We start from the raw sequence: 24270 nt of genomic DNA on the forward strand, positions 1-24270 counted from the left end.
ATGAAGCATTCAGCCTGCGAGCACTGTTCCACTCCCATCGTCGAGGGCGCGCTCCGGCTCCCCCGCCGATTCGGCCGCGCACTGATCTGGCTCTACCGCCACACGCTCTCGCCGCTTGTCGGCTACAATTGCCGGCACCTGCCGACCTGCTCGGTCTACGGCGACGAGGCGATCGAACGCTTCGGGCTGTGGGCCGGCGGCTGGATGACGCTCGCGCGACTGCTTCGCTGCAATCCTTTCGGCACCTCGGGCATCGACAACGTCCCCCTCACCGCACCGCAAGGCGCGCGCTGGTATCTGCCGTGGCGCTACGGCCGCTGGCGCGGCGTCAACGCATCCTGAATATCACCAGGAACGCCGCGGTGCTTTGCGCATCGCTGCCTTGAATGGAACCGGAACTTCCCCCTCGCGTTGTTGTGATGCTCCCACGGGAGGAAACAAGAATGCGCTGGAAAATCAGCCCTCATTTTCACTTCAGGCTTGGTCCACATCCTGGTTCCAGAGGGCATCACGACCCCAGAACCCTCGACATGATTGCCATCATTGCGCTGCTGGCGCTCGTGGTCGGCTCCGGCTGGTATCTGGCGACGAGCCTTGCCACGGCGCCGAGCACCACGGCCTTCATCGTGCCGAGCCAGAGCGTGCACTGGTAGGCTGGACGTTAGAGATCGAGCACCAGCCGACCCTTATCGGGTTTGGCGACATACCATCAGATAGCGTTCGCGTTCGTACGGCCGGTTGTCATCGCCCCGAGCCCGTGACACCCGCCTCAACAGACAACCTAGCGAAACCAGAAAAAGCGCCCGGGCTGTGGCGGGATCGACTCGGGCGGCCGCAGGCGCTTCGGACGCGGCGGCTTTGGCGACGGCTCGGCGGACGATGTGTTCTCCGCAGCCGGCGCCATCTCGCTTCCCGGCACCCTCACCGACAGCAGCAAGTTCGATTCATGCGTCCGCCAGCGATAGCCGACGCCGAAATCGATCGGCTGGGCGCGCGTGAACAGTTCGGCGTAGCGCTCCTGGTAGCGGCCGGGGAATTCGTCGATCGGTCCGAGATAGCGGCCGAACGGGAAGAACCGCCATTGTTGCGCATTGTAGTTCGCAAGCGGAATGCCGGAATCGTCCTGGATGATGGTTGCGCTGTTGGCAAGCAGCCAGTTGCGAGCGACGGTGAAGTCGCCCTTGTGGAGGAGATAGGACGCGCTCTTGAGCAGGCTGTTGCCTGGGCCGAGCGTCCCGCAGAACTTCAGGAAGCCTGCGGCCCGCGCGCCGGCATTGGAGAGATCGGTCGAGAAATAGTACAGCGTGCGCGCCTCGCCGTCGCTTCCGGCAAAGGTGATGCGGACACCGCGCGTCGCGTTCCGTCCCGGATTGTCGCCTCCCGTATGCACCCCACCCTTGTCGTCTAGCGCAATCATTTCGACATTTCGGATCGTCTTGCCGGAGCGCGCGAGGAAGACATAGAGGATCGGCAACGTGCCGTTGACCTGGTTGGCGTGCAGGTCGACCTTCATGTGCTTGGTGATGAAGAAGGAGAAGCTCAGGATCGAGCCGAGCGAACGCTCGACATTGTAGAGCGCGGCACCGACCGAGCCGCGCGGCAGCCGCGTCAGGTCGGGCACCGCGCCGACCGGCTCCAGCGCACCGAGCACGTAGGTGCTGGCCTTGGAATAGAACGCGTTGGCGTAGAGGAAGTCGGGGCCGCTGAACAAGTAGAACATGGTCGGCCGGGGCGCGGCCAGATTGACGTCGGCCCAATTGCGGATCTTCGAGAGCTGCCGCTGCTCGAGCTGGGCGAAGGCGCCGTCGAAGAACTTTGCGTGGCGCTGCCAGCCCGGGTCCTTGGTGAGTGGCACCAGCGGCGAGTCCGGCGAAGGCTGCATGCCCGCGAGAAAGCGCGCGGCATCATCGAAGGTGACGTCGGCGGCACGTGCAGACGAGACGGCCGCGGCCAGCAGGGCAAGAGCGACGGCCGCAATTCTCAGGGGTCGAAACATGTCTATTCGCGGTGTGATGACGTGCCAGCGGCGACCGGCCGCCTGCGGAAAGCAGCATAGATCAACAGGCCCGAGAGCATCAGGAGCATCCCCGCCAGCGACTGCACCGGCCGCTCGGTCAACAGGTAGTACATCATGAACGCGGTCACGAGCAGGAAAGCGAGCGGCGTGAACGGGTATCCCCAGGCGCGATAGGGCCGCGGCAGGTCGGGATCGGTGATGCGCAGCTTGATGACGCCGGCGACCGTGAAGAACGAACAGAACAGCAGCGCGAACTGGATGAAGTCGAGCACCGCCTCGAAGCTGCGCGTGAACAGCAGCAGATTGGCGACGGCAAGCTGAAACAGGATGGCATAGGCCGGCGCGCCGCTCACCGATCGCTTCGAGAACACGCGCAGGGCCGGAATGTCCTCGCCCATGGTCATCATCACGCGCGGGCCGATCCACATCATCGCGCTGATCGAGGAGATCAGGCCGACGCAGATCATCGCACCGACGATCCGGCCGCCGAGGCTGCCGAAGATCGCGCTGCCGGCGACGCTGGCAACATCGAGCTGACCGGCCAGCGCACTGACCGGCGTGGAATAGAGAAACACCGCGTTCAGCGCGACGTACAGGACGAGCACGATCAGCGTGCCCGCGAGCAGCGCGCGCGGCAGATCTCGCTGCGGCATGTTCATCTCGCCGATGATGTAGGTCGCAGCATTCCAGCCCGAGAACGAGTACATCACGAAGACGAGGCCGATCGCGAAGGGCGGGCTGACGATATGCGCGAGATCACCCGGCTGCGGCGTGAAGACAATCGGCTGCGGCGTGCCGATGACGAAGCCGGCGAGCAGGAAGGCGACGATCAGCACGACCTTGAGGATGGTCGAGATCAGCTGGAAGGTCGAGGAGTGCCTGACGCCGGTCAATTGCACGATCGAGACCAGCCACACCACGCCGATGGCAAGCGGGATCGGCGGCAGATCGGGGACGACCGATTTCGCGTATTCGCCGAACGCCATCGCCGCAAGCGCGACGGGCGCTGCGAAGCCAACCGTCGCCGAGACCCAGCCGGCGAGAAAGCCGAAGGCTGGATGGTAGGCGCGGCCGAGGAAATTGTACTCGCCGCTCGAGCGCGGAAACATGGCGCCGAGCTCGCTGTAGGAGAACACCCCGCACAGCGCGACGATGCCGCCGACGGTCCAGAGCAACAGGATCGAGAAACCGGACGGGATGTCCTTGACCTGGAAGCCGAGGCTGGTGAAGACGCCGACCCCGATCATGTCGGCAACGACGATGGCGGTCGCGACCAGAACGGAGACCCCCGGCCCGTTCCCCATGAGCCGGCCAGTCCAGGGCGCGGGTCCCACATCTGATGCCGTCATCGGGGTCCTCAACCTCAGGCCTCACGTGTCGTGGGGAGCATCGTGCAGTCTGGTCCAGTCAATTCAAGCAGGGTTAACAAGGGTTAAATGAGGCGTATGGAATCGGTATTGCGGCACCTTTTGTGCACGATCCTGAGCAATAAAGCCCCGCAAACACCGGAGAATCCCGTTTCGCACCCCCACAATCAGGACACGATTGCATGGTCCCTTTGAGTATTCCGGATTTGGGGAAGTTTCTCCGGACACTTAACGTCGCCTAAACGCCAGTCGGCTCAATTAGCTTGAATATTGCCGCTGGGCTTGTGGACATGACTTGGGGTCATGGGTGGATGGTCGGGGCCGCTCCGAAACTGAGAGCTGACATTCGTGCTGATCGGACCCTGTCCGGCGCGCGCAGTGGCGCGCTCCGGATCGCGCTGGTCTCAGCCTTGGTGCCGCTGTCGCTCACGCTGGTTCAATGCGGCAAGGCCCCCAACCCGGCGGCGCTCGCGGCGAACTCGCAAGCCAACGTTCAAATCGTAGCGAAGACCAATCCTCATGTCGCAAGCAGCGACACATTCGAGGATCGCTTCCCCGCCCCGCAATTCAAGGAGCGCTTCCCGTCAGCGAGCGAGAGTCTTCTGCAACGGCAGATGTCGGACTTCTCGCCCAAACGCGCCGTCCAGCAGCAGCCTCAGTCGGAGCAGGCGCCGTACAAGGTCGCCTCACTCGCACCGCACGTCCCATACCAGCGTCCGGCACGCGAAGACCTGACGACGCTCGTCAGCATGAAATCGTCGGCCTTCCCCTATTTCGGCAACAACCCCGCCTCCGACGCACCGTTCCTCAACATCTCCAAGGGCGATCGCCGCGGCCACCGCAGCTATTCCGGGCGCGTCTACTGGCAGGACGAGACCTACAGCGACAGCCGCGTGCTGATGCACGTGCCCGAGCATTTCGACGTGCGCAAGCCGGGCGTGATCGTGGTGTTCTTCCACGGCAACGGCGCAACGCTGGAGCGCGACGTGCGCGACCGCCAACTCGTACCGCAGCAGGTCACCGATTCCGGCGCCAACGCTATCCTGCTGGCGCCGCAGATGGCGGTCGATGCCGCCGATTCCAGCGCCGGCAAGTTCTGGCAGGCGGGCGGCCTCAAGCGTTTCATGGAAGAGTCGGCGACCCATCTGGCCCGGCTCACCGGCGATCCCAACAACGCCCGCGCCTTCGCCAACATGCCGATCGTGATCGTCGGCTACAGCGGCGGCTTCCTGCCCACGGCCTGGAGCCTCGAGGTTGGCGGCATCAGCGACCGCGTCCGCGGCGTCGTCCTGCTCGATGCCGTCTACGGCGAAATGGACAAGTTCGCCTCCTGGATCGAGAGCCACCGCTCCGGCTTCTTCGTCAGCTCCTACACCCGCTACACCGCGCGGCGCGACCGCGAGCTGATGAGCACGCTGCGGCAAAAGGGCATCAGCGTCTCCGAGGACATGGACGGACCGCTCCGTCCCGGCAGCGTGGTGTTCGTCGAAACCGGCGACGGCATCACGCATCGTGATTATGTGACGCGCGCCTGGACCCGCGACCCGCTCAAGGACGTACTGGTGAAGATGTCGGCGACGCCGTCGTTGGCGCTGACGCGCGTTGCGTCCACCAATCCGGCCGCATCGAGCCGCTAACCGATATTGCGCGCGTCGGCATTTGGCCGCGCTGCCCGCTATTGTCGCAGGCTTTGATCAAAATGTGATGTTGATGGCCGACATCCCCGGGAGGCACCGGATTGCTTCCGCCGGCAACGATCATAATTTGCCGGCCAAGTTTTAGCTTGAATTCTGCGGGGACAGACGGTGCGTCAGGGACTGTACAAGGTCAACTTCCACACGGTTCATGGAACCGGCTGCGGCGTCGTCTATGTGACGGATGGCAAGATGCGCGGCGGCAATTCCGCCTTCGCTTTCATCGGGACCTACGTCGGGGAAGGCGACAGCATCAAGGTCAAGATTTCGACCCAGCGCTACAACGACGATCCGTCCTTCAAGCCGCTGTTCGGGCACGACAGGATCACCCTGACGCTGGCCGGCCGTGAGGACGGCGGCACAGCCGAATTCGAAGGCACCGCGCTGCAAGTGCCGGGCGTTGCCTTCAGGGCCGTGCTCAGCCGGATCAGCGACTAGCCGTCCGGCTTTCTCAGCTCTTGATCTTCAGGTCTTGACGTTCAGGTCTTGGGCAGCTTTGGAATGCTCTCGGCAAAGCCGTTGAAGCAGGCCAGCCGCTCGTCTTCTTCCTTGAAGAAGCGGCAATCGGCGTAGCCCTTGGCCTTGGCCGGCTTCGGCTTCGGCGCCGGCGCGATCACGGCGTCGTAGCAGTTGAGCCGATCCTTGGTGCCGTCATCGAGGTCGAGGCAGGCCTGGAGCCGTGCTGCAATCGACTGCGGCTTGCCCTTCGGCGCTGCGGCCGGCTTGGCCGCAGCCTCTTTGGTCCCTTTCGGCTGGACCTGCACCAGCGGCTTGTCCCCCACCATCGGTGGCTTGTCGGCTTGCGCAAACGCGGAGGCTGAATAGAGCACCGCGGCAACCGCCAGAATCATCCTCATTTCAGTCAACTCTCTTTGGTCCCCATGCCTCGCCTTCTAGCGCTCCCGCGCGCGGTTTGCCAAGCACCTTGCGCAGACGAAAACGCGGAGTCAGGCGGCAGCAACCGGCCGGGGCCGGGTCAGAACCACCAGGATCAGCGCCAGGACGACGAAGCCGACCGCGACGAAGCCGAGCGGATGCAACAGCTCGCGGGCGAACAGCAGCCCGCCGATCGCGGAGCCGACGGCCTGGCCGATATAGAGGACGGAGGTGTTGAGCGCGACGGTCGCCGATGCAAGCGGCGGCGCAGCCGCGACCAGCCGCACCTGCTGCATCGAATTGGTGGAGGCAAAGCCGAGGCCCCAGATCGCGACCGCGAGCGCCATCAACACCAGGCTCCCCGCGCCGAGCGCCCAGCCGGTGATGCCTGCAAGCAGCAGGCAGGTGAACAGCAACGAGGTTCGGTAGGGTCCCCAGGTATCGACGATGCGGGTTGCGATGACGACGCCGAGGAAGCCGCAAACACCGTAGATGCCGAACACCATGCCGATTGCATCCGGGCCGGCGTCGGTGAGCTTCTTGAGCAGCGGGCCCATGAAGGTGAACACCACGAACTGCCCGGACATTTGCAACATCGTGATCGCAAGCAGCAGCAAAATCGTCCTGCTGCGGCCGACCGCGCTCCAGGTCTTCAGGTCCACCGGCGTGCCCTTCAGGCCCGCAGGCAGGCGCAGCAGCAACAACAGGAAGCTGACGCAGCCGAGCACGCCGATCGCACCATAGGCCGCGCGCCAGCCATAACGGCTGGCCATGAAAGTGATCAGCGGCAGGCCAACGGCGGCGGCGAGCGACCAGCCGAGAAAGATATAGGCGATCGTGCTGCCGCGCCGCTCCACCGGCACGATCAGCGCCGCCGTCCCGGCCGCCTGCGGCGTATAGAGTGCGCCCACCGCGAGCATCACCAGGCGGATGATGAGGAGGCTCGTGTAGTCGGGCGCAAAGGCCGAGGCGAGATTGCCCAAGGCCAGCACCGCAAGCGTCGTCGCAAGCAGCGTCCGCCGGTCGATGCGGCTGGTCAGCCAGGCTGTCAGCGGCGAGCCGATGCACAGCGTGATCGCGCCGAAGGTAATCAGGAGCCCGGCCGCATGGATGCTGACGTCGAGCCCCGTTGCCAATTCCGGCAGCATGCCCGCCGGCGCCAGCACCGAGCAACCGGTGACGAGATTGCCGAGCATCAGGGCGGTTGGCGTGAAACGGCCGGCGGCGGGCGGATTTTCCATGCAAATGCATGTAGAGCAGGCCTGCGGCCAGTTAAAGGGCGCGTTGCGAAATAGTTGGAGCATCGCCCAAGCTTTTGCGCGCGACTTTCTTGGAAATGCCGGATTGCACAGGCCGAATCGCCTGATATATCGCTCGTTCCCGCTTACCTGCGCTCGTTCGCAGGAGTGAGCCTCAGGAGAAAAGCAATGACGGACCAGCCCAAATCCGAATCCGGCTTTCAATACAGCCTCAGCAATCTGAGACCCGTGACCCCGCCGGAAAAGATCACCCTCACCTTCCCCGACGGCGCCCGGCGCGAATACGCCAAGAGCACCACCGGCCTCGAGATCGCCAAGGGCATTTCGCCGTCGCTGGCCAAGCGCACGGTCGCGATGGCGCTCGACGGCGTGGTCGCCGACCTCGACGATCCCATCGAAGCCGATGCCAAGATCGAGCTGATCAACCGCGACGATCCGCGCGCGCTCGAGCTGATCCGCCACGACTGCGCCCACGTGCTCGCCGAAGCCGTGCAGACGCTGTGGCCCGGCACGCAAGTCACCATCGGTCCCGTGATCGAGAACGGCTTCTACTACGACTTCTTCCGCAACGAGCCGTTCACGCCGGAAGATTTTGCCGCGATCGAGAAGAAGATGCGCGAGATCATCGCGCGCGACAAACCCTTCACCAAGGAAGTCTGGGACCGCGAGAAGACCAAGCAGGTGTTCCGCGACAAGGGCGAGGCGTTCAAGGTCGAGCTGGTCGACGCCATTCCCGGCAACGAGCCGATCAAGATCTACTACCAGGGCGACTGGTTCGATCTGTGCCGCGGCCCGCACATGACCTCGACCGGCAAGGTCGGCAACGCCTTCAAATTGATGAAGGTGGCCGGCGCCTATTGGCGCGGCGACAGCAACAACCCGATGCTGACGCGCATCTACGGCACGGCGTTCGCCAAGCAGGAGGACCTCGACGCTTATCTGAAGCAGATCGAGGAAGCCGAGAAGCGCGACCATCGCAAGCTCGGGCGCGAGCTCGACCTCTTCCACTTCCAGGAAGAAGGTCCGGGCGTCGTGTTCTGGCACCCGAAGGGCTGGACCATCTTCCAGCAGCTGATCGCCTATATGCGCCGGCGCCTCGCCGGCGACTACAACGAGGTCAACGCGCCGCAGATCCTCGACAAGGTGCTGTGGGAGACCTCGGGCCATTGGGGCTGGTATCGCGAGAACATGTTCGCGGCGCAGTCGGCCGGCGACGAAGCCGAGGACAAGCGCTGGTTTGCGCTGAAGCCGATGAACTGCCCCGGCCACGTGCAGATCTTCAAGCACGGCCTGAAGAGCTACCGCGACCTGCCATTGCGCCTCGCCGAGTTCGGCGTGGTGCATCGCTATGAGCCCTCCGGCGCCATGCACGGCCTGATGCGCGTGCGCGGCTTCACCCAGGACGACGCGCACGTCTTCTGCATGGAAGACCAGCTCGCCGACGAGTGCCTCAAGATCAACGACCTGATCCTGTCGACCTATGCCGACTTCGGCTTCACCGGCGATCTCACGGTGAAGCTCTCGACCCGGCCCGAGAAGCGCGTCGGCACCGATGCGATGTGGGATCATGCCGAGCGCGTGATGGCGACGGTGCTGCGCGAGATCCAGTCGCAGAACAATCACATCAAGACCGAGATCAATCCGGGCGAAGGCGCCTTCTACGGGCCTAAGTTCGAATATGTGCTGCGCGACGCCATCGGCCGCGACTGGCAGTGCGGCACCACGCAGGTCGACTTCAACCTGCCGGAGCGGTTCGGTGCGTTCTACATCGACCATGACAGCGGCAAGAAGGCGCCGGTGATGGTGCATCGCGCGATCTGCGGCTCGATGGAGCGCTTCATCGGCATCCTGATCGAGCACTATGCCGGCAATTTCCCGCTCTGGCTGTCCCCGGTGCAGGTGGTGGTCACCACCATCACCTCGGAGGCCGACGAGTATGCCAAGCAGGTGCTGGAACAGGTCCGGCGCGCGGGGCTTCGGGCCGAGATCGACCTGCGCAACGAAAAGATCAACTACAAGGTCCGCGAGCACTCGCTGGCCAAGATTCCGGCGCTGCTCGTGTGCGGGAAGAAGGAGGCCGAGACGCAGTCGGTCTCGGTCCGCCGACTCGGCAGCGACGGCCAGAAGGTGATGACGACGGTGGAGGCGCTCGCCGCCCTCGTCGACGAGGCCACCCCACCGGACGTCCGGCGGGCGCGCGACGCGGCCTGATCCCTGAAATCGATCTAAATTCGCTTCCGGTTGCGGGCGTGCATGCTTATGTCGGCATGGCACGCCCGACGACCAGCCGAAGAGGACATCGCAGTGCCCGACGCCATCGAACTCCTGAAGACCCGTCGCTCGGTCAAGCCGCGCGAGATGACCGGGCCCGGCCCCTCCCCCGCCGAGCTCGAAACCATCCTCACCATCGGTGCGCGCGTGCCCGACCACGGCAAGCTCGCGCCCTGGCGCTTCATCATTTTCGAGGGTGACGCCCGCGAGCGGGCCGGCGAGGTCATCGCGAGGGTCTTTGCCCGCAAGAATCCGGACGCGCCGGCGGCGAACGTCGAGACCGAGCGCAAACGCCTCACCGACGCGCCGCTGGTGATCGGTATCGTCAGCTTCACCAAGCCGCATCCGAAGGTGCCAGCGTTCGAGCAGGAATTGTCGGCCGGCGCCAGCGTCATGAACATTGTCACGGCCGCGACCGCGCTCGGCTACGGCGCCTGCTGGCTGACCGGCTGGTTCGCCTTCGATCGCGACGTGCTGGACGGCCTCGGCCTCAAGCCGGACGAAAAGCTCGCCGGCCTCGTTCATATCGGCACGCCGACCAAGCCCAGCGAAGACCGTCCGCGACCGTTCCTTTCGGAAATCGTGACGCGTTTTTAATCGATGTATTGTTGACGCCTCCAACGTCTTGCGGCTTTGATCCCGGCGAGGGAGGAAGCCCGGATGAAGCGTCGTGAATTTCTGGTTGGGGCCGCGCTTTTGGCCGGCAGCATGGCGCGAAGCCGCGCCGCCGACATCCCCGCTCCGTCGGCCGACGGCCTCGATCGCATCACCGCCTTCTTCGACAACGAGGTGACGAGCGGCCGGCTGCCCGGTGCAGTGATCCTGGTCCAGCAGCACGGCAAGCCGGTCTATCTGAAGACCTTTGGCGTGCGCGACACCAGGACGGGCGTCGCCATGACGCCCGACACGATCTTCGCCATCCACTCGATGACCAAGCCGATCACGTGTCTCGGCGCGATGATGCTGATCGACGAGGGCAAGCTCGCGCTCACCGACCCCGTGTCGAAATACGTCCCGCTCTTTGCCGACACCAAGGTGGGCGTGGAGCCGGAAGGCACCTCGAAGGTCGAACTCGAGCCGCCGATCCGTCCTGTCAACATCGAGGATCTGCTGCGGCAGACCTCGGGCATCAGCTACGACTATATCGGCGCCCCATGGGTGATGCAGGTTTACCAGGCCGCCAACATTTTCGAGGGGCCCTTCAACAACAGGCAATTCGCCGACCGCATCGCCAAGCTGCCGCTCACGCGCCAGCCCGGAACGCTGTGGCGCTACGGCCATTCCACCGACGTGCTCGGCGCCGTCATCGAGATCATCTCAGGCCAGACGCTGTATGAATTCCTCAAGCAGCGCATTCTCGATCCGCTCGGAATGAACAGCACCAAATTCGTACTGAAAACACCGGAGGAGCGCGCCCGGATGGCGCGGCCGCTGCCGAACGACCCGGTCCTGCTCGCCGGCGAGCGCGACCGCCTCGCCCATCCCGAATGGGAATCCGGTGGCGGCGGGTTGCTGTCGACCATCACCGACTATCAACGCTTCTCCCAGATGCTGCTCAATGGCGGCGAGTTCGAGGGCAAGCGTTACCTCAGCCCCGCCGTGTTCAAGGCGATGACGACCGATCACGTCGGGCCCGGTTCGGGCGTGGGGCGCGACTATTTCTATTTTCCGGGCGACGGCTTTGGCTATGGCTACGGCATCGGTGTGCGCACCGATCCCGGCAATGCGAAGCCGCCGCCGGCCGGATCGATCGGCGAATTGAAATGGGACTCAGGGAGCGGCACCTATTTCGGCGTCGATCCCAAGCTCGACATGGTCTACCTCTTGATGCAGCAGACCCAGAACGAGCGCAGTCGCATCACGCCCGCCTTCAAGGAACTGGTCTACGGCTGCTATCCCGAAGGGCTACGCCGCCCGTGAGGCGCGCTGGCCGAAATCGGCAAGCAGCTTGGCGATGTCTGCGGCGGGCCGCGCCGCGCTGAACAGAAAACCCTGCACCTCGTTGCAGCCTTCGGCGCGCAGCCAGTCGAGCTGATCCTCGGTCTCGACGCCTTCAGCCGTCGTGGTGATGTTGAGGCTGCGGCCAAGCCCCGAAATGGCGCGCACGATCGCGACGCAATCGGGCCGCTGCGCCAGATCCTTCACAAACGAACGGTCGATCTTGATCTTGTCGAACGGGAAGCTACGGAGATAGCTGAGGCTGGAATAGCCGGTGCCGAAATCATCCATGGAGATGCTGACGCCGAGCTCGCGCAATTGATGCAAGATTGCAAGATTGGCGTCGGTCTCCGCCAGGAAGATCGACTCGGTGATCTCGAGCTCGAGTCGCTTCGGCGACAGGCCGGATTGCGCAAGCGCGGAAATCACGACCTGGACCAGGTTGCGGCTGCGGAATTGCGCCGGCGACAGATTGACCGCGACCTTGACGTCGACAGGCCATTTCACCGCCTCCGCGCAGGCCTCGCGCAGCACCCACTCGCCGAGTTGGGTGATGAGGCCGATGTCCTCGGCGACCGGAATGAATTCCGCCGGCGAGATCATGCCTTTGTCGGGATGACGCCAGCGCAACAGCGATTCGAAGCCGGAGATGCGGTCGGACGCGATCGACACCAGCGGCTGGTAGTGCAGCTCGAACTCGCCATTGGCGAAGGCGCGGCGCAGATCGAGCTCCATGTCGCGGCGCTTCTGCGCCTGGAGGTCCATCTCGCGCTCGAAGAAATGGTGCACGCCGCCGCCGTCGGACTTCGCCCGGTACAGCGCCATGTCGGCATTGCGCATCAGTTCCTCCGACGTCGTGCCGTCGCCGGGCGACAGCGCGATGCCGATGCTGGCGCCGATCACCATCTCCTGGCCGTCGAGGTCGTAGGGCGCCTTCAGCATGTCGATCAGCAAGGTCGCGCAGGCGCTGGCTTCGTTCGGCGAGACGTCGGCTGCCAGGATCACGGCGAACTCGTCGCCGCCAAGCCGGGCCGCGAGATTGCCGCCGCGCACCGCGGTGGTGAGGCGTTCGGCAACTTGCTTCAGCAGGCGATCCCCCACCGGATGCCCGAAGGAATCATTGATGTTCTTGAACAGGTCGAGATCGATATAGAGCACGCCGACCCGTTTTCCGCCGGCCTGGTCGAGCGCCTGCTTCAAGCACTGCTGGAAATGTTCGCGGTTCGGCAGATCGGTGAGCCCGTCATGGTGCGCCATGTGGGCGATCCGCGCCTCGGCCTTGCGCCGCTCCGTGATGTCGACCACCGCGACCAGATAGCCGTCGCGATCGTCGAAGGCGACGCGGCGACCGAAAGTGAGCACCTCGATCTCGCTGCCGTCGGCGCACAAATGGCGCCAGTTGCGCGAGGAATGATAGGTGTCGCCGATGCGCTCGAGCGCCTCGGCGTGGCTGTCCCACTCGTCCTCGGGCCAGATCTCATGCAGCTTCATCCGCAGGAAGGTGGCGCGGCTGTAGCCGTAGTGCTGGACCGCGGCATCGTTGACGCTGAGAAATTCCTTGGTCTGTGCCTCGAACACCCACATCGGCATCGGGTTGTTGTCGAACAGCAGGCGAAACGAGGCGTCGCGCCGCTTCAACGCGGTGACGTCGGAGATCGTCAGCGAGACCAGATCGGCGAAGGCGGTGGCACTGAGCCGAAGGTAACGTCCGTCGTCCTCGATCTCGAGCTGCTCGCCGCGGCCGCCGGAGACGACCTTGAGCAGGAAGTCCATGATGTCGGGCGAGGCCAACAGCGTGTTCCCCTCGCCGATCCGCCGCCACAACAGGCCGGCGCTCGCGACCTTCAGCAGCGCACCGGCGCTCTTGTTGTGATGCACGATCTGGAGATCGAACGGCTTGCCCGCGGCATCGCGCAGCGTCGCCAGCGAAACCACGGCGTCATCGGTCGACGAGAAGATCGCGTCCAAAAGATTGTATTGCGCACCGCGCTCGTTGATGTAGGCACCAACCAGCGTGGCGCCCCAGCGCGAGGCGGTCGGCAGCGCCAGCACATCGTAGGTCCGGACCATGCCGTCGCGCACGCAATGGGCGCTTGCCTGGTGCGGACGTCCGTTCTCGAGCGCGCTCGCCACAGCTTCCGACAGCGCCGTGGCGCAATCGGGCGAGAGCTCGGCGACCGGGATATCCCAGCGCTCCTCGCCGAGCCATTTCTGCACGTATCGCCCGCTGCGCGACAATTCGAGCGCGCCATTGTTCTTCAGCAACGCGATGTGGTCGGCGAGCCGTCCGAGGCTGCCAAGCATCACGTCCTCATAGCGCGGCAGCCGTTCGCCCGGCTTCAGCGCGGCACGCCATTTGCGTTGAAGCACCGGGATGTCGTCAAACATTTCGGCGGCCGGTTTTCCCGGCATCTTCTTCGCGGCAGTCATTGCAGTCCCCAACGCACTTTCCCAGGGCATCCAATGCAGCCGCGCTTAATGCCGTGTAAAAAGGACGCAGTCGCGGGTTCCATTCGGCGATTATGACAGTTTTAAGTCAGGTGTTGGTTAGTGGCCGTTAGAGACTATGACGGTTGCCTAAAATGCGATGCGTGCGCGCGAGACTGAAGTTATGGCGCACAGCTGCTTCATCCTCGTCATTGCGAGCGCAGCGAAGCATCCAGACTGCCGCCGCGGAAAGACTCTGGATTGCTTCGCTGCGCTCGCAATGACGGAGGGTGGGTGACAGTTGGTAGAATGGGTAGAGCGAAGCGAAACCCATCACACTTTGCCTACGCGGAAGCATGATGGGTTTCGCAAGTGCTCTACCCATCCTACGCCCCGCAGACACACCTTCACATCCTCGTGGCTTGTTTCGCGAGAGCGGACACGGTGGTCTCCGGATTGCGATTTGCTCGATCCGGGCTACGGAGCTGTGCCCGCCAACCTTTCAATCACCAGATCGAGCAGCGCGCGCAGGCGCGCCAGGCGCCTGAGATCGCGGTGATAGCCGACAAACGTGTCGCGGCCGGGCGGCGTCGCGCCGATGTCGAGCGCGACGAGACGGCGGTCGCGGTCGCCGAGGGGGCGTGGCAGCACGGCGAACCCGCCGCCGCCGGCACACAGCTCTGCCTGCGCCTGCCGGTTGTTGCTGCGCGAGGCGATCTCCGCATTCGGCAGCGTGCGCTTCAACCAGATCGCATCTGGCATGTCGGCGAATTCGGCATTCATGGTGACGACACGGGCGCCGCTTCCGTCGCCGGCGCGCGGCGGCTTGCTGCCCTTCCTGCCATAGAGCGCGTAGGGAATGTGGAGCAGTTTTCTCGAGATCACCTCGGGTTCGCTGAACGGCTTGATGCGGAAGACGAGATCGGCCTCGCGCCGCGGCAGGCTATAGAGGCGCGCGTCGGTCAGGAGCTCGACGATCACCTTGGGATGGCGCTTGCCGAAGGCGGCGATCACCGGCGACAGCATCACCGTGCCGAACCAGTCCGACGACGACAGGCGCAGCATGCCGTCGAGCTGCGTCTCCACACCCGAGGCGTGGCGCTGAAGCGCGAGCGCCTCCTCCTCGATCCGCTCGGCGTGGCGCAGCACGGCGGCGCCCTCGTCGGTCAGCACAAAACCATCGGCGGTGCGCTGAAACAGCGTTTGTCCCAGCGCGGTTTCGAGCGCGCGAAGCCGCCGCCCCATCGTCGGCTGGGTCTGGCCGATCTTGCGCGCGGCAGCCCCGAGTGTGCCTTCGCGCGCAATCGCCAGGAAGACGCGCAGATCGCTCCAGTCCATCGAAATGACCTCATACAGAAATGCACGATCATCGCACATTCTTGTTCCTTCTCATGCAAAAATTCATGAGCATATTGGAACCGACAACGGAGCAAGACGATCATGACGAGACAATCGACGATGCGGGCGGCGATCCTGGAGACCCACAACGCGCCGCTGCGCCTCTCAACCGTCTCCACGCCCGAGGTCGGGCCGCGCGAGGTGCTGGTGCGGGTGCATGCGAGCGGGGTCAATCCGCTCGACGCCAAGATTCATGCCGGCGCGGCAGCACATGCGCGTCATCCGCTACCCGCCATTCTCGGAATCGATCTCGCCGGCGTGGTCGAGCAGACCGGGCGCGACGTGACACGCTTCAAGCCGGGTGACGAGGTCTATGGCATGACCGGCGGCGTCGGCGGCGTGCCGGGATCTCTCGCTGAGTTCGCCGCGGTCGATGCCGACCTGCTGGCGCTCAAGCCTGCCAATCTCAGCATGCGCGAAGCGGCCGCCCTGCCGCTGATCTTCATCACGGCCTGGGAAGGTCTGATCGATCGCGCGGCGCTGAAGGCCGGCCAGAAGGTTTTGATTCATGGCGGTGCCGGCGGCGTCGGCCATGTCGCGATCCAGATCTCGCGCGCCTTCGGAGCAGATGTGTTCGCGACCGGTTCGGCAGCGCAGCGCGCCACCATCGAAGGCTTTGGCGCTGTATTTATCGACCGCGGCACTGCGATCGAAGCTTACGTTGCAGAGCATACCAGCGGCCGCGGCTTCGACATCGTCTACGACACCATCGGCGGCAAGGTGCTCGACGCCTCCTTCGAAGCCGTGCGCCGTTTTGGCCATGTGGTGAGCGCGCTTGGCTGGGGCACGCATGCGCTTGCGCCGCTGTCGTTCCGCGCCGCCAGCTATTCCGGCGTGTTCACGCTGCTGCCGCTGCTATCAGGCGAAGGCCGCGCGCATCACGGTGAGATCATGGCGGAAGCGACGCGCCTGGTTGAAGCCGGCAAGCTCGCGCCGCTGGTCGATGCAAGGCGCTTCACGCTGGAGAGTGTTGGCGATGCCTACGCTCTGATCCGGGATCACGCCGTCAAGGGCAAGCTGGTCGTCGACATCTGAGGTGGGGCTCGTAGCCCGGATGGAGCTGTCTGCTGCACCCGCCGCTAGTCCTCGCTGGCCGCCGCGGAGCGATTGCGCAGGTAAGCCTGCGACAGCAGGAAGAACAATGCGCGCTCGCCATGATACTTGGCGGACGGCCGGGTGCGCTCGAAGCCATCGGCAAATATCTTGCCGGACTGGCACACCTGCCATCGCCAGCCAAACCGCTTACGCCTGGTGATGATCACTTCAAACATGCCGACGGGCTTGGTCCCCTGCTTCTGCCGGTCTCGCAAGGTCTACGCCTGCTCCGGCCTCCCCCGTTAGACGGATGCCCGACATATAGCGCAGCAGGACGGAAAGAGAATAAAATTGATTATCGGAAATCCGTATCTTCCACCGCCTATGACGAAGTCGCGACGCTTGTGGAATAAGCCTGCGCTGGCGGTGTTTATCGATTTCTTCGACGCTGCCTGGTCGCGCTGGCAAAGGTATTCAAGTCGGAACACAAGACGCGTATGCCCGGTAAGCGAACGCTCACCGGGCATTCACGCCGCAGCTCAGCGGCCGACTCGCGCCTGGAGATGCGCAGGATAGCGGTCGCCCTGCACGGCTACCTTGGACAGCACCCCTGCAATTGCAGTGAGATCCGCGTCCGACAGGGTCACTGCGGCCGCGTCGAGATTTTCCTCGAGCCGGTGCAGCTTGGTGGTGCCGGGGATCGGCACGATCCACGGCTTCTGCGCGAGCAGCCAGGCCAACGCGATCTGCGCCGGCGTCGCTTTCTTCGTTGCGGCGATCTCGCCGAGCAGATCGACGAGGGTCTGATTGGATTTGCGTGCGCTGGATGAGAAGCGCGGCACGATGTTGCGGAAGTCACTCGCATCGAACGTCGTGCTCTCGGTGATCGCGCCGGTGAGAAAACCCTTGCCGAGCGGACTGAACGGAACGAAGCCGATGCCGAGCTCTTCCAGCGTCGGCAAAATCTCCTGCTCCGGCTCGCGCCACCACAGCGAATACTCGCTTTGCAATGCGGTCACGGGCTGTACCGCGTGCGCGCGGCGAATGGTCTGCGCGCCCGCCTCCGACAGGCCAAAATGCAGCACCTTGCCCGCCTGGATCAGGTCCTTGACCGCGCCAGCGGTGTCCTCGACCGGCACGTCGGGATCGACGCGGTGCTGGTAGAGCAGATCGATGCGATCGGTCTTGAGCCGCTTCAGCGCCGCCTCCGCCACCGCCTTGACGTTGGCGGGCCGGCTGTCGAGCCCGGCCTCGACCTTGCCGCCCTTGAAGCCGAACTTGGTGGCGATCACGACCTTGTCGCGGAATGGCTGAAGCGCCTCGCCGAGCAGCTCCTCGTTGGCAAAGGGCCCATACGCCTCGGCGGTGTCGAAGAAGGTCACACCGCGCGCGCGGGCGGTCCTGATCAGCGCGATCGCCTGCGACGTCTCGGTCGCCGGGCCATAGCCGTAGCTCAGGCCCATGCAGCCGAGGCCCAGGGCCGAGACCTCGAGGCCGCTTTTGCCCAGTTTTCGCATCTGCATCGTCAGCTCTCCTTGAAGTGCGTGTTCGGCAGCGAATTTAGGCCACGCGCCGGCCTGCGATTAGATGATAAAAGCGGTATGTACTGATGAGATGGATTCATGAATGACCCGCACCAACGTCAATGACCTCCTGGCCTTCCTTGCGGTCGCGCGCGAGCGCAGCTTTACCCGCGCGGCAGCCCAGCTCGGTGTGTCGCAGTCGGCGCTCAGCCACACTGTGCGCGGCCTGGAGGAACGGCTCTGCCTGCGGCTGCTCACCCGCACCACCCGCAGCGTCGCGCCAACGGAAGCGGGCGAACGTCTGCTCCGCAATGTCGGGCCGCGCTTTGTGGAGATCGACGCAGAGTTGTCGGCGTTGACCGCGCTCCGCGAGACGCCGGCAGGCACCGTCCGCATCACCACCGGCGAGCACGCCGCGCAGACGGTGCTGTGGCCGGCGATCGCAAAGCTGCTGCCGCGCTACCCCGATATCAAGGTCGAGCTCGTCGTCGACTATGGCCTGACCGATATCGTCGCCGAGCGCTACGACGCCGGCGTACGCCTCGGCGAGCAGGTCGCCAGGGACATGATCGCGGTGCGGATCGGGCCCGAGATGCGCATGGCCGTGGTCGGCGCGCCCGCCTATTTCGCCGCGCGAGGCAAGCCGAAGCTGCCGCAGGATCTCACCGAGCACAATTGCATCAACCTCCGTCTGCCGACCTATGGCGGGATCTATGCCTGGGAGTTCGAGAAGCGCGGCCGCGCCATGAAGGTGCGGGTCGACGGCCAGCTCGTGTTCAACACCGGCCTGCTCAGGGTGAATGCCGTGCTGGCGGGGCTTGGCCTTGCCTATATCCCCGACGATCTCGTCAAGCGCGAGATCGCCGACGGCCGGCTGATCCGCGTGCTCGCCGACTGGTGCGCACCGTTTGCGGGCTATCACCTCTATTATCCGAGTCGGCGGCAGCCGACGCCGGCGTTCGCCGTGCTGGTGGAGGCGCTGAGGTATAGGAAGTGAGGGGCGCGGCCCTCCTCCTCGTCATTGCGAGCGCAGCGAAGCAATCCAGAATCTTACCGCGGAGGGACTCTGGATTGCTTCGCTGCGCTCGCAATGACGATGTGGAGAGACCCGACGCCATATCGGCCAGATCAGCGCGCGACCACTTCCACTTCGCCGTCGACGCCGTTGACGACGTTGAAGCCGCGCTCGTAGACCTTGCCCTCGTTCTTGGCGATGGCGCGGTATTCGCCTTCGGAGAGCACGACGCGCGGGAAGGCGCCGATGGATTCCTTGATGACGTCGCCGCCGGGGGTCAGCACCGACCAGGCGGTGTTGGCGAGCGCCTCGCCGCCCCTGTCGCTGACCAGCTTGAGCGTGATCACGGCGGCGCGGTGGGTGATGGTGACGTCGGTGAGCTTGCCGGCCTGGACGCGGATGTCCGAGCGCACCACCGAATTGGCGTCGCCATAATTGGAGATGATGTAGTAGGTGCCCTCCGGGATCAGCACGACGTCGCCGGCGGCGACGTTCGGCACCAGCGAGGCGCGCTCGCCGGACTCGAACTGGCTGCCCTTGTAGATCGCGAACGAGATCTGGTTCTGCGGAATGCGGCTGGTGCCGACGCGCCCCTCGATGCGCAGGCCGCCGGCCGGCAGCACGAAGGATTCGCGGTCGGTCTCGGCCTTCAGGCTGACGGTGCGCACCGCGCTGACGAGGCCAAAGGCGACGTGCACGACGTAATTGCCCGGCGGCAACACGATGTTCGGCGTGGCGTTCCGATCCTCGCGGATCAGCTTGAAGGTGCCGTTCTCGTCAGGACGGTCGGCAAACACGCGCCAGACCAGGCCGCTGGTGATCGCGGGTGTGTCCTTGCCGTATTTCGCAGTCAGCGACAGAACGCCCTGGCCGGGCACGGCCGCGTTGAGCGGCGGGGCCGCCGGCACGGTGCTGACCGCGGGCGGCGGCATGCTGGGCGTATTCGGCTGGAGCAGGGTCGGCGGCAGGCTCGGCGGCGCAGCGCCCGGGCCGGAGGGGGGCGCGAGGCTGACAGCGCCGCCGGGGTCGGGCACCGAGGCGGGCGGCACCGGGGGCGGGCGATCGGAGAAAAGCTGCGCCTGCGCAGCATTTTGACCAAGGGTATAGAGGCAAGCAGCAAGGATCAACCTCGGCAGCAGCGATGTGCTGCGCCGCCATCCGATGATGCCGTCACCCCCGAGAGTCATGCCACCTGCTTTTCACCGAAAACGCGGCAAATTCAAGCCTCCGAATCCCCAGGGGATACGGCCCGATACGGTTCTTTGGAACCCGGTTGACGCCTGCGTGATTAAACGGGAGGCAGCTGGTCCTCGCCACACTCCTGCCCCCTGCTTCCCGAACGGTATAAACCATGCTTTGCCCTCGTTCTGGCGGAGCGGAGGTACGGCGCCTACTCTGGTGTGAGGGCTGGCCCGGGGTAGGAGGGTTTCGGTGCTTGATATCTTGAAGGGTCGGGGCGTGAACGGCTCCAATGGAGAGAAGGTCGGTCTTGGCAGCGTGCGACGGCCGGTCATTGGCCTGGCGCTCGGCGGTGGCGCAGCGCGCGGCTTTGCCCATATCGGTATCCTGAGAACCCTGGCCGCCAACGGCATCGTGCCTGACGTCGTGGTCGGCACCTCGATCGGCGCCGTGGTAGGCGGTCTCTATGCGGCCGGCCGGCTCGATACGCTGCAGGAGTGGGGACGCAGCCTGCAGGGGATGCGCAACATCCTCGGCTATCTCGACATCCGATTGAGCGGCTCCGGCCTGATCGGCGGTGAGAAGCTGGCAACCCGGCTCGAGGATGCGGTCGGCCAGACCCTGATCGAGGATCTTCCGATCAAGTTCGCCGCCGTCGCAACCGAGGTCCGTACCGGCCACGAGATCTGGCTGACGCGCGGCCGCGTGGTCGACGCCATGCGCGCCTCCTACGCCCTGCCGGGCATCTTCTCGCCGGTCCTGATCGGTGACCGCTGGCTGGTCGACGGTGCGCTGGTGAATCCGGTGCCGGTCTCGGCCGCCCGCGCGCTCGGCGCCGAAATCGTCATCGCCGCAAATCTTTCCAGCGACATCTTCACCCATTCCACGACGATCTATTCGCACGGCGCGGTGCCCGAGACGGTCCCGCCCGCGGCCGAGGCGACGACGGCGAAGCGGCGCTTTCCGCGATTGTTCTCGCCCGAGAAAACCATGAAGCGCGAGTTCTTCGGCGGCGCCGGACGGCCAGGCATCTCCTCGGTGATGGTCGACGCCTTCAACATCATGCAGGACCGCATTACCCGCGCGCGCCTCGCCGGCGATCCGCCCGATCTCCTGATCACGCCGCGGGTCGGTCATTTCGGCTGGTTCGACTTCCACCGCGGCGAGGATCTGATCGCGCACGGCACCCGCGCCGCCGAGCGCGCGCTGGAGTCGATCCAGGAGGCGATCGAGGTGCTCGCGCCGGCGCCCGCGGGCCACGCGCCCAAAGCGGGCGAGTCCAAGGCAGACGAGTGAGGCCGCTCAGGCCGTCTTGATGTAGTCGCGCAGGGCTTCCTGCTCGGCCTCGTATTCCTGGACGCGGCGCTTGACGATGTCGCCGATCGAGATCAGGCCCACCACCTTGCCGCCGTCGAGGACGGGCAGATGGCGGAACTTGCCGGTGGTCATCGTCTCCATCAGCTCGGCGACCGTGTCGGTCTCCTTGCAGGTCACGACCTTGCGGGTCATGACCTGAGAGACCGGCTCCTCCAGCGCGCCGGCGCCGCGCTCGCCGATCACGCGCACGATGTCGCGCTCGGACAGGATGCCTTCGAGCCGGCTCTGGTTCATCACCAGCACCGCGCCGATCTTCTTCTCGCCGAGCAGTTTGACCGCGGCAGCCAGCTTGGCGTCGGGCTCGACGCTCATGATCTGGTGGCCCTTAGTGTTGAGAATGGAACGTACCGTCATTGTCGGCCTCCCTGAATCGGATCCGTCCGCATTTCGCGGTCCGGACTTGATCTTCGAGTCTTCAACTAACAGTTTAGGCGCCGGTTGCACGCTGAGGCGCTTTGCGAAGCATCGCCGCTAGCGGCTTGTCGCTTCGGAACATTCTTCTCGGGAATGATGGATGAATTCGGGCGGCGCCGCAAGCGCCGCTTCAAATACGGTTTGAAATGTCCTGTGATGACGCATCCGCAGCATCGTTTCGCACGCGCGGCACGGGATCGAACAGCGCGAACAGCAGAAGGCCCGCGAAGAAACCGCCGATATGTGCCTGCCAAGCGACGCTCGTGGTTTCCGAATCGACGCCGATCGCGCCGACCCCGAAGATGATGTTGACGCCGAACCAGACGGCGAGGAAACCGACCACCCGCCCGTCGCGCAGCGCGCGCGACAGCGGCAGAGCCGGAACCCTTGCGGCGGTATCGGCGTCTGATCGGCTGAACGACAGGAAGCTGCCGCGGACAAAGGCAAAGCGGATCGCCGCCGCCATCGCGCCGGACACCGAGGCCGAGGCGCCGATCATCGGCGCCACCGCGTGCTCATGGGTGACGAGATGGGCGAGCGCGCCGGCGGCTGCCGTCACCGCGAGAAACAGGAAGAACCTGATCGCGCCAAAGCGCCGCGCCAGCGCGCTGCCGAACGGCAGCAGCCACAGCACGTTGAAGCCGAGATGGGTCAGATTGGCGTGCAGCAGCGAATAGGTGACGAAAGTCCAGACCTTGGCGCCGGCCCCGCCGGGGATCTGCAAATTGAGCAGCGAGGAATCGTACCGCTTCGGGATGAAGCCGAAGACGTCGATGGTCCAGTTCTCGAGCTCCGGCGGCAGCAGCACCCGCAGATGGATCACCGCCAAAAGGAGGATGTAGGCGGTCAGCGCGACCGGCAGCGTCAGGATCGGCTCGCGCGGAGCTTCCTCGACAACGGCCGGCAGCTCCGGCGGAGAATCTTGCGGGGAATCCAAGGCAGCTTCGCTTTCAGGCGCGATCGGAGCGACAGGCTTAACGACAGGCCTTGGAGATAGTCGCCTTTGCCGGCCTTGCGCAAGTGCACAAAAGGAAAAGGCAGGGCCCTGGGAAAGCCCTGCCTGTCCGTGTCGGTCTTCCGGTACCCAGAGGAATAAGGTGTATCCCCACCCCTCCCCGCGGCCCGCGACCAAACTGTTTGACGCCCGTGTACAGGCCCCGCCGAGAACCTGGATGAAAGCGGCGAGGCTTGCGACCGCGATCACCATAGCAGCGGGGCTGCCGGACGGAAAGCGCATAGTTAATTTAACGTTAACGACGCAAAGACGGCCTCCGGGGGCACGAAAACGCCTCCACGGCATGGACGCTGCAAATCCCCTCCTGCACAACAACGAGAGGGATCGCGGGTGCACTGAAGCGGGACAGGTTTGTCCCGCGAGCTAGCGCCCCGGGGTAAGCGTTCAGTCATGAAACATCCGTCGAGCCGCGCGTTCTTCGCGTATTGGGACAAGAAGCGCGGCACTGCGCGGGCCCCTGATCGGGCCGATATCGATCCGGCCGCGGTCCGCGGCCTGCTCGGCGATATCTTCGTGCTGTCCTGCGAGCAAAACCTCGGCTTCCCGTTCCGCGTCGCCGGCACGCGCGTCTGCGCGCTCGCGGGGCTCGACCTCAAGGACCAGAGCTTTGCGGCGCTGTTCACCGAGGCCAGCCGCAGCGAGATCGAGGAGATCACCACCATCGTCGCCGACGAGACGTTAGGTGCGATCGCCGGAATCACCGCCGCGCGCGAGGACGGCACCAAGGCGCATCTCGAGCTGCTGCTGCTGCCCTTCAACGCCCGCCCGCATACGCCGGTGAGTGTCACCGGCGTGCTCGCACCGTTCAACGACGAATGCGGCGCGTTGTCCGCATTCGCCCTCACCTCCTGGCGCTATCTGCACCAGCCGGAGAAGCTGCTGCCGCGCGCAATCCGCAAATTGCAGATCGCGCGCGGGCTGATGGTGTATGAGGGGCTGAGGTAATTTTCGCTCCGATGTGGGCGAACGACGCGACTTCGATGCAACCTCTCACCGGATGACACAGCCATGTCCGACATGATCGATTTCGGTACGCTTCAGCTCCGCTTCCTGCACAGCAAGGACGACACCGGCGGCAGCGTCGACATCTTCGAAATGGCGCTCCAGCCGAATGCGCGGATGCCGATCCCGCATTATCACGACCGTTGGGACGAAACCATCTACGGGCTGTCCGGCGTATCGACCTGGACGATCGACGGCAAGCAGAACGATCTCGGCCCCGGAGAATCGGTCTTCATCAAGCGCGGCATCGTGCACGGCTTTACCAACCGTTCGACGGGCCCGGCGACATGCCTGTGCATCCTGAGCCCCGGGGTGCTGGGCCCGCAATATTTCACGGAGATGAGCGCACTCCTGTCGGCCGGCGCACCACCCGATCCCGCGAAGATGAAAGAGACGATGCTGCGCTACGGATTGGTGCCGGCTGCGTGAGCAAGGCTTGCCGCGCCGGCTGATCGCGTAGCCA

General features: G+C 64.8%; 23 protein-coding genes. 12 read left to right on the forward strand and 11 right to left on the reverse strand.

Translation table 11 applies throughout. The annotated features are described in order from the left end of the window. Both yidD and ACKWRH_RS28530 read left to right on the forward strand, forming a co-directional pair. A complete protein-coding gene (yidD, locus tag ACKWRH_RS28525; RefSeq protein WP_445216231.1) occupies nucleotides 1–342 on the forward strand; it encodes a membrane protein insertion efficiency factor YidD in 342 nt (113 codons plus the stop codon). Between the two features lie 101 nt (nucleotides 343–443). After that, nucleotides 444–653: a hypothetical protein gene (locus tag ACKWRH_RS28530; protein ID WP_085405563.1), complete on the forward strand. Its 210-nt coding sequence runs from the start codon at nucleotides 444–446 to the stop codon at nucleotides 651–653. Nucleotides 654–781: 128 nt separating this feature from the next. Here ACKWRH_RS28530 and ACKWRH_RS28535 read toward each other — a convergent pair whose 3' ends face one another. Then, nucleotides 782–1996, reverse strand: a complete 1215-nt coding sequence (locus ACKWRH_RS28535; protein WP_445216232.1) for a hypothetical protein — start codon at nucleotides 1994–1996, stop codon at nucleotides 782–784. A 2-nt stretch (nucleotides 1997–1998) separates the two neighbouring features. Continuing rightward, nucleotides 1999–3366, reverse strand: a complete 1368-nt coding sequence (locus ACKWRH_RS28540) for an APC family permease (protein ID WP_445216233.1) — start codon at nucleotides 3364–3366, stop codon at nucleotides 1999–2001. Nucleotides 3367–3695: 329 nt separating this feature from the next. On the opposite strand from ACKWRH_RS28540, the gene ACKWRH_RS28545 reads away from it, so the two are divergent. Both ACKWRH_RS28545 and ACKWRH_RS28550 read left to right on the forward strand, forming a co-directional pair. After that, entirely contained in the window at nucleotides 3696–5021 is a 1326-nt protein-coding gene (locus ACKWRH_RS28545) for an alpha/beta hydrolase (RefSeq protein WP_445216234.1), read from the forward strand. A gap of 168 nt (nucleotides 5022–5189) precedes the next feature. After that, the gene (locus tag ACKWRH_RS28550) at nucleotides 5190–5516 is read left to right on the forward strand and encodes a hypothetical protein (protein ID WP_445216235.1); all 327 of its coding nucleotides are present in this window, start codon (nucleotides 5190–5192) and stop codon (nucleotides 5514–5516) included. A gap of 41 nt (nucleotides 5517–5557) precedes the next feature. Here ACKWRH_RS28550 and ACKWRH_RS28555 read toward each other — a convergent pair whose 3' ends face one another. Then, nucleotides 5558–5935 carry a hypothetical protein gene (locus ACKWRH_RS28555; RefSeq protein ID WP_445216236.1) on the reverse strand — a complete coding sequence of 126 codons (378 nt, stop codon included), beginning with the start codon at nucleotides 5933–5935 and terminating at the stop codon, nucleotides 5558–5560. 90 nt (nucleotides 5936–6025) lie between these two features. Beyond that, the gene (locus ACKWRH_RS28560) at nucleotides 6026–7195 is read right to left on the reverse strand and encodes an MFS transporter (protein ID WP_445216237.1); all 1170 of its coding nucleotides are present in this window, start codon (nucleotides 7193–7195) and stop codon (nucleotides 6026–6028) included. 186 nt (nucleotides 7196–7381) lie between these two features. On the opposite strand from ACKWRH_RS28560, the gene thrS reads away from it, so the two are divergent. The 3 genes from thrS to ACKWRH_RS28575 all read left to right on the forward strand — a co-directional run bounded on the left by thrS (nucleotide 7382) and on the right by ACKWRH_RS28575 (nucleotide 11404). Further along, entirely contained in the window at nucleotides 7382–9424 is a 2043-nt protein-coding gene (gene thrS, locus ACKWRH_RS28565) for a threonine--tRNA ligase (protein ID WP_445216238.1), read from the forward strand. A gap of 93 nt (nucleotides 9425–9517) precedes the next feature. Further along, complete coding sequence (locus ACKWRH_RS28570) at nucleotides 9518–10081, forward strand: nitroreductase family protein (protein ID WP_282521145.1); 564 nt, start codon at nucleotides 9518–9520, stop codon at nucleotides 10079–10081. A gap of 63 nt (nucleotides 10082–10144) precedes the next feature. Continuing rightward, entirely contained in the window at nucleotides 10145–11404 is a 1260-nt protein-coding gene (locus ACKWRH_RS28575) for a serine hydrolase domain-containing protein (protein WP_445216239.1), read from the forward strand. Here ACKWRH_RS28575 and ACKWRH_RS28580 read toward each other — a convergent pair. Together ACKWRH_RS28580 and ACKWRH_RS28585 are read right to left on the reverse strand one after the other, a co-directional pair. Beyond that, on the reverse strand, nucleotides 11390–13852 hold the full coding sequence (locus ACKWRH_RS28580) for a putative bifunctional diguanylate cyclase/phosphodiesterase (RefSeq protein WP_445216240.1): 2463 nt from the start codon (nucleotides 13850–13852) through the stop codon (nucleotides 11390–11392). The two genes, ACKWRH_RS28575 and ACKWRH_RS28580, sit on opposite strands and share 15 nt — an antisense overlap. A gap of 474 nt (nucleotides 13853–14326) precedes the next feature. After that, complete coding sequence (locus tag ACKWRH_RS28585) at nucleotides 14327–15187, reverse strand: LysR family transcriptional regulator (protein WP_445222488.1); 861 nt, start codon at nucleotides 15185–15187, stop codon at nucleotides 14327–14329. A gap of 120 nt (nucleotides 15188–15307) precedes the next feature. Between ACKWRH_RS28585 and ACKWRH_RS28590 the strand changes: the two genes are divergently transcribed. Next, nucleotides 15308–16282, forward strand: a complete 975-nt coding sequence (locus ACKWRH_RS28590) for a zinc-dependent alcohol dehydrogenase family protein (RefSeq protein ID WP_445222489.1) — start codon at nucleotides 15308–15310, stop codon at nucleotides 16280–16282. Nucleotides 16283–16326: 44 nt separating this feature from the next. Here ACKWRH_RS28590 and ACKWRH_RS28595 read toward each other — a convergent pair whose 3' ends face one another. Beyond that, the gene (locus ACKWRH_RS28595; protein ID WP_014494328.1) at nucleotides 16327–16557 is read right to left on the reverse strand and encodes a hypothetical protein; all 231 of its coding nucleotides are present in this window, start codon (nucleotides 16555–16557) and stop codon (nucleotides 16327–16329) included. Nucleotides 16558–16821: 264 nt separating this feature from the next. Continuing rightward, nucleotides 16822–17805: an aldo/keto reductase gene (locus tag ACKWRH_RS28600; RefSeq protein ID WP_445216241.1), complete on the reverse strand. Its 984-nt coding sequence runs from the start codon at nucleotides 17803–17805 to the stop codon at nucleotides 16822–16824. A gap of 103 nt (nucleotides 17806–17908) precedes the next feature. Between ACKWRH_RS28600 and ACKWRH_RS28605 the strand changes: the two genes are divergently transcribed. Continuing rightward, nucleotides 17909–18802 (forward strand): LysR family transcriptional regulator, encoded by an 894-nt coding sequence (locus ACKWRH_RS28605; protein WP_445216242.1) that lies wholly within the window; start codon nucleotides 17909–17911, stop codon nucleotides 18800–18802. A gap of 131 nt (nucleotides 18803–18933) precedes the next feature. On the opposite strand, the gene ACKWRH_RS28610 is transcribed toward ACKWRH_RS28605, so the two are convergent. Beyond that, complete coding sequence (locus ACKWRH_RS28610) at nucleotides 18934–20007, reverse strand: hypothetical protein (RefSeq protein WP_445216243.1); 1074 nt, start codon at nucleotides 20005–20007, stop codon at nucleotides 18934–18936. Between the two features lie 244 nt (nucleotides 20008–20251). Between ACKWRH_RS28610 and ACKWRH_RS28615 the strand changes: the two genes are divergently transcribed. Next, nucleotides 20252–21295, forward strand: coding sequence for a patatin-like phospholipase family protein (locus ACKWRH_RS28615; protein ID WP_445216244.1), 1044 nt, complete (start codon nucleotides 20252–20254; stop codon nucleotides 21293–21295). 6 nt (nucleotides 21296–21301) lie between these two features. On the opposite strand, the gene ACKWRH_RS28620 is transcribed toward ACKWRH_RS28615, so the two are convergent. Then, nucleotides 21302–21730 carry a CBS domain-containing protein gene (locus ACKWRH_RS28620; RefSeq protein WP_445216245.1) on the reverse strand — a complete coding sequence of 143 codons (429 nt, stop codon included), beginning with the start codon at nucleotides 21728–21730 and terminating at the stop codon, nucleotides 21302–21304. Nucleotides 21731–21920: 190 nt separating this feature from the next. Further along, entirely contained in the window at nucleotides 21921–22727 is an 807-nt protein-coding gene (locus ACKWRH_RS28625; RefSeq protein ID WP_071912648.1) for a rhomboid family intramembrane serine protease, read from the reverse strand. Nucleotides 22728–23195: 468 nt separating this feature from the next. Here ACKWRH_RS28625 and ACKWRH_RS28630 point away from each other — a divergent pair, with 468 nt between their 5' ends. After that, nucleotides 23196–23750 carry a PAS domain-containing protein gene (locus ACKWRH_RS28630; RefSeq protein ID WP_445216246.1) on the forward strand — a complete coding sequence of 185 codons (555 nt, stop codon included), beginning with the start codon at nucleotides 23196–23198 and terminating at the stop codon, nucleotides 23748–23750. A 63-nt stretch (nucleotides 23751–23813) separates the two neighbouring features. Next, the gene (locus tag ACKWRH_RS28635) at nucleotides 23814–24236 is read left to right on the forward strand and encodes a cupin domain-containing protein (protein WP_445216247.1); all 423 of its coding nucleotides are present in this window, start codon (nucleotides 23814–23816) and stop codon (nucleotides 24234–24236) included. Nucleotides 24237–24270 lie beyond the last annotated feature (34 nt).

This window comes from Bradyrhizobium sp. Pa8, assembly GCF_052588265.1.

Bases quoted from the DNA above. Each gene is read 5' to 3' on its own strand.
- ACKWRH_RS28540 (WP_445216233.1), bottom strand. From the start codon at position 3,366: ATGACGGCATCAGATGTGGGACCCGCGCCCTGGACTGGCCGGCTCATG.
- ACKWRH_RS28530 (WP_085405563.1), top strand. From the start codon at position 444: ATGCGCTGGAAAATCAGCCCTCATTTTCACTTCAGGCTTGGTCCACAT.
- ACKWRH_RS28605 (WP_445216242.1), top strand. From the start codon at position 17,909: ATGACCCGCACCAACGTCAATGACCTCCTGGCCTTCCTTGCGGTCGCG.
- ACKWRH_RS28545 (WP_445216234.1), top strand. From the start codon at position 3,696: ATGGTCGGGGCCGCTCCGAAACTGAGAGCTGACATTCGTGCTGATCGG.
- yidD (WP_445216231.1), top strand. From the start codon at position 1: ATGAAGCATTCAGCCTGCGAGCACTGTTCCACTCCCATCGTCGAGGGC.
- ACKWRH_RS28585 (WP_445222488.1), bottom strand. From the start codon at position 15,187: ATGGACTGGAGCGATCTGCGCGTCTTCCTGGCGATTGCGCGCGAAGGC.
- ACKWRH_RS28600 (WP_445216241.1), bottom strand. From the start codon at position 17,805: ATGCAGATGCGAAAACTGGGCAAAAGCGGCCTCGAGGTCTCGGCCCTG.
- ACKWRH_RS28535 (WP_445216232.1), bottom strand. From the start codon at position 1,996: ATGTTTCGACCCCTGAGAATTGCGGCCGTCGCTCTTGCCCTGCTGGCC.
- thrS (WP_445216238.1), top strand. From the start codon at position 7,382: ATGACGGACCAGCCCAAATCCGAATCCGGCTTTCAATACAGCCTCAGC.
- ACKWRH_RS28555 (WP_445216236.1), bottom strand. From the start codon at position 5,935: ATGAGGATGATTCTGGCGGTTGCCGCGGTGCTCTATTCAGCCTCCGCG.
- ACKWRH_RS28630 (WP_445216246.1), top strand. From the start codon at position 23,196: ATGAAACATCCGTCGAGCCGCGCGTTCTTCGCGTATTGGGACAAGAAG.
- ACKWRH_RS28575 (WP_445216239.1), top strand. From the start codon at position 10,145: ATGAAGCGTCGTGAATTTCTGGTTGGGGCCGCGCTTTTGGCCGGCAGC.
- ACKWRH_RS28560 (WP_445216237.1), bottom strand. From the start codon at position 7,195: ATGGAAAATCCGCCCGCCGCCGGCCGTTTCACGCCAACCGCCCTGATG.
- ACKWRH_RS28635 (WP_445216247.1), top strand. From the start codon at position 23,814: ATGTCCGACATGATCGATTTCGGTACGCTTCAGCTCCGCTTCCTGCAC.
- ACKWRH_RS28590 (WP_445222489.1), top strand. From the start codon at position 15,308: ATGCGGGCGGCGATCCTGGAGACCCACAACGCGCCGCTGCGCCTCTCA.
- ACKWRH_RS28620 (WP_445216245.1), bottom strand. From the start codon at position 21,730: ATGACGGTACGTTCCATTCTCAACACTAAGGGCCACCAGATCATGAGC.
- ACKWRH_RS28610 (WP_445216243.1), bottom strand. From the start codon at position 20,007: ATGACTCTCGGGGGTGACGGCATCATCGGATGGCGGCGCAGCACATCG.
- ACKWRH_RS28580 (WP_445216240.1), bottom strand. From the start codon at position 13,852: ATGACTGCCGCGAAGAAGATGCCGGGAAAACCGGCCGCCGAAATGTTT.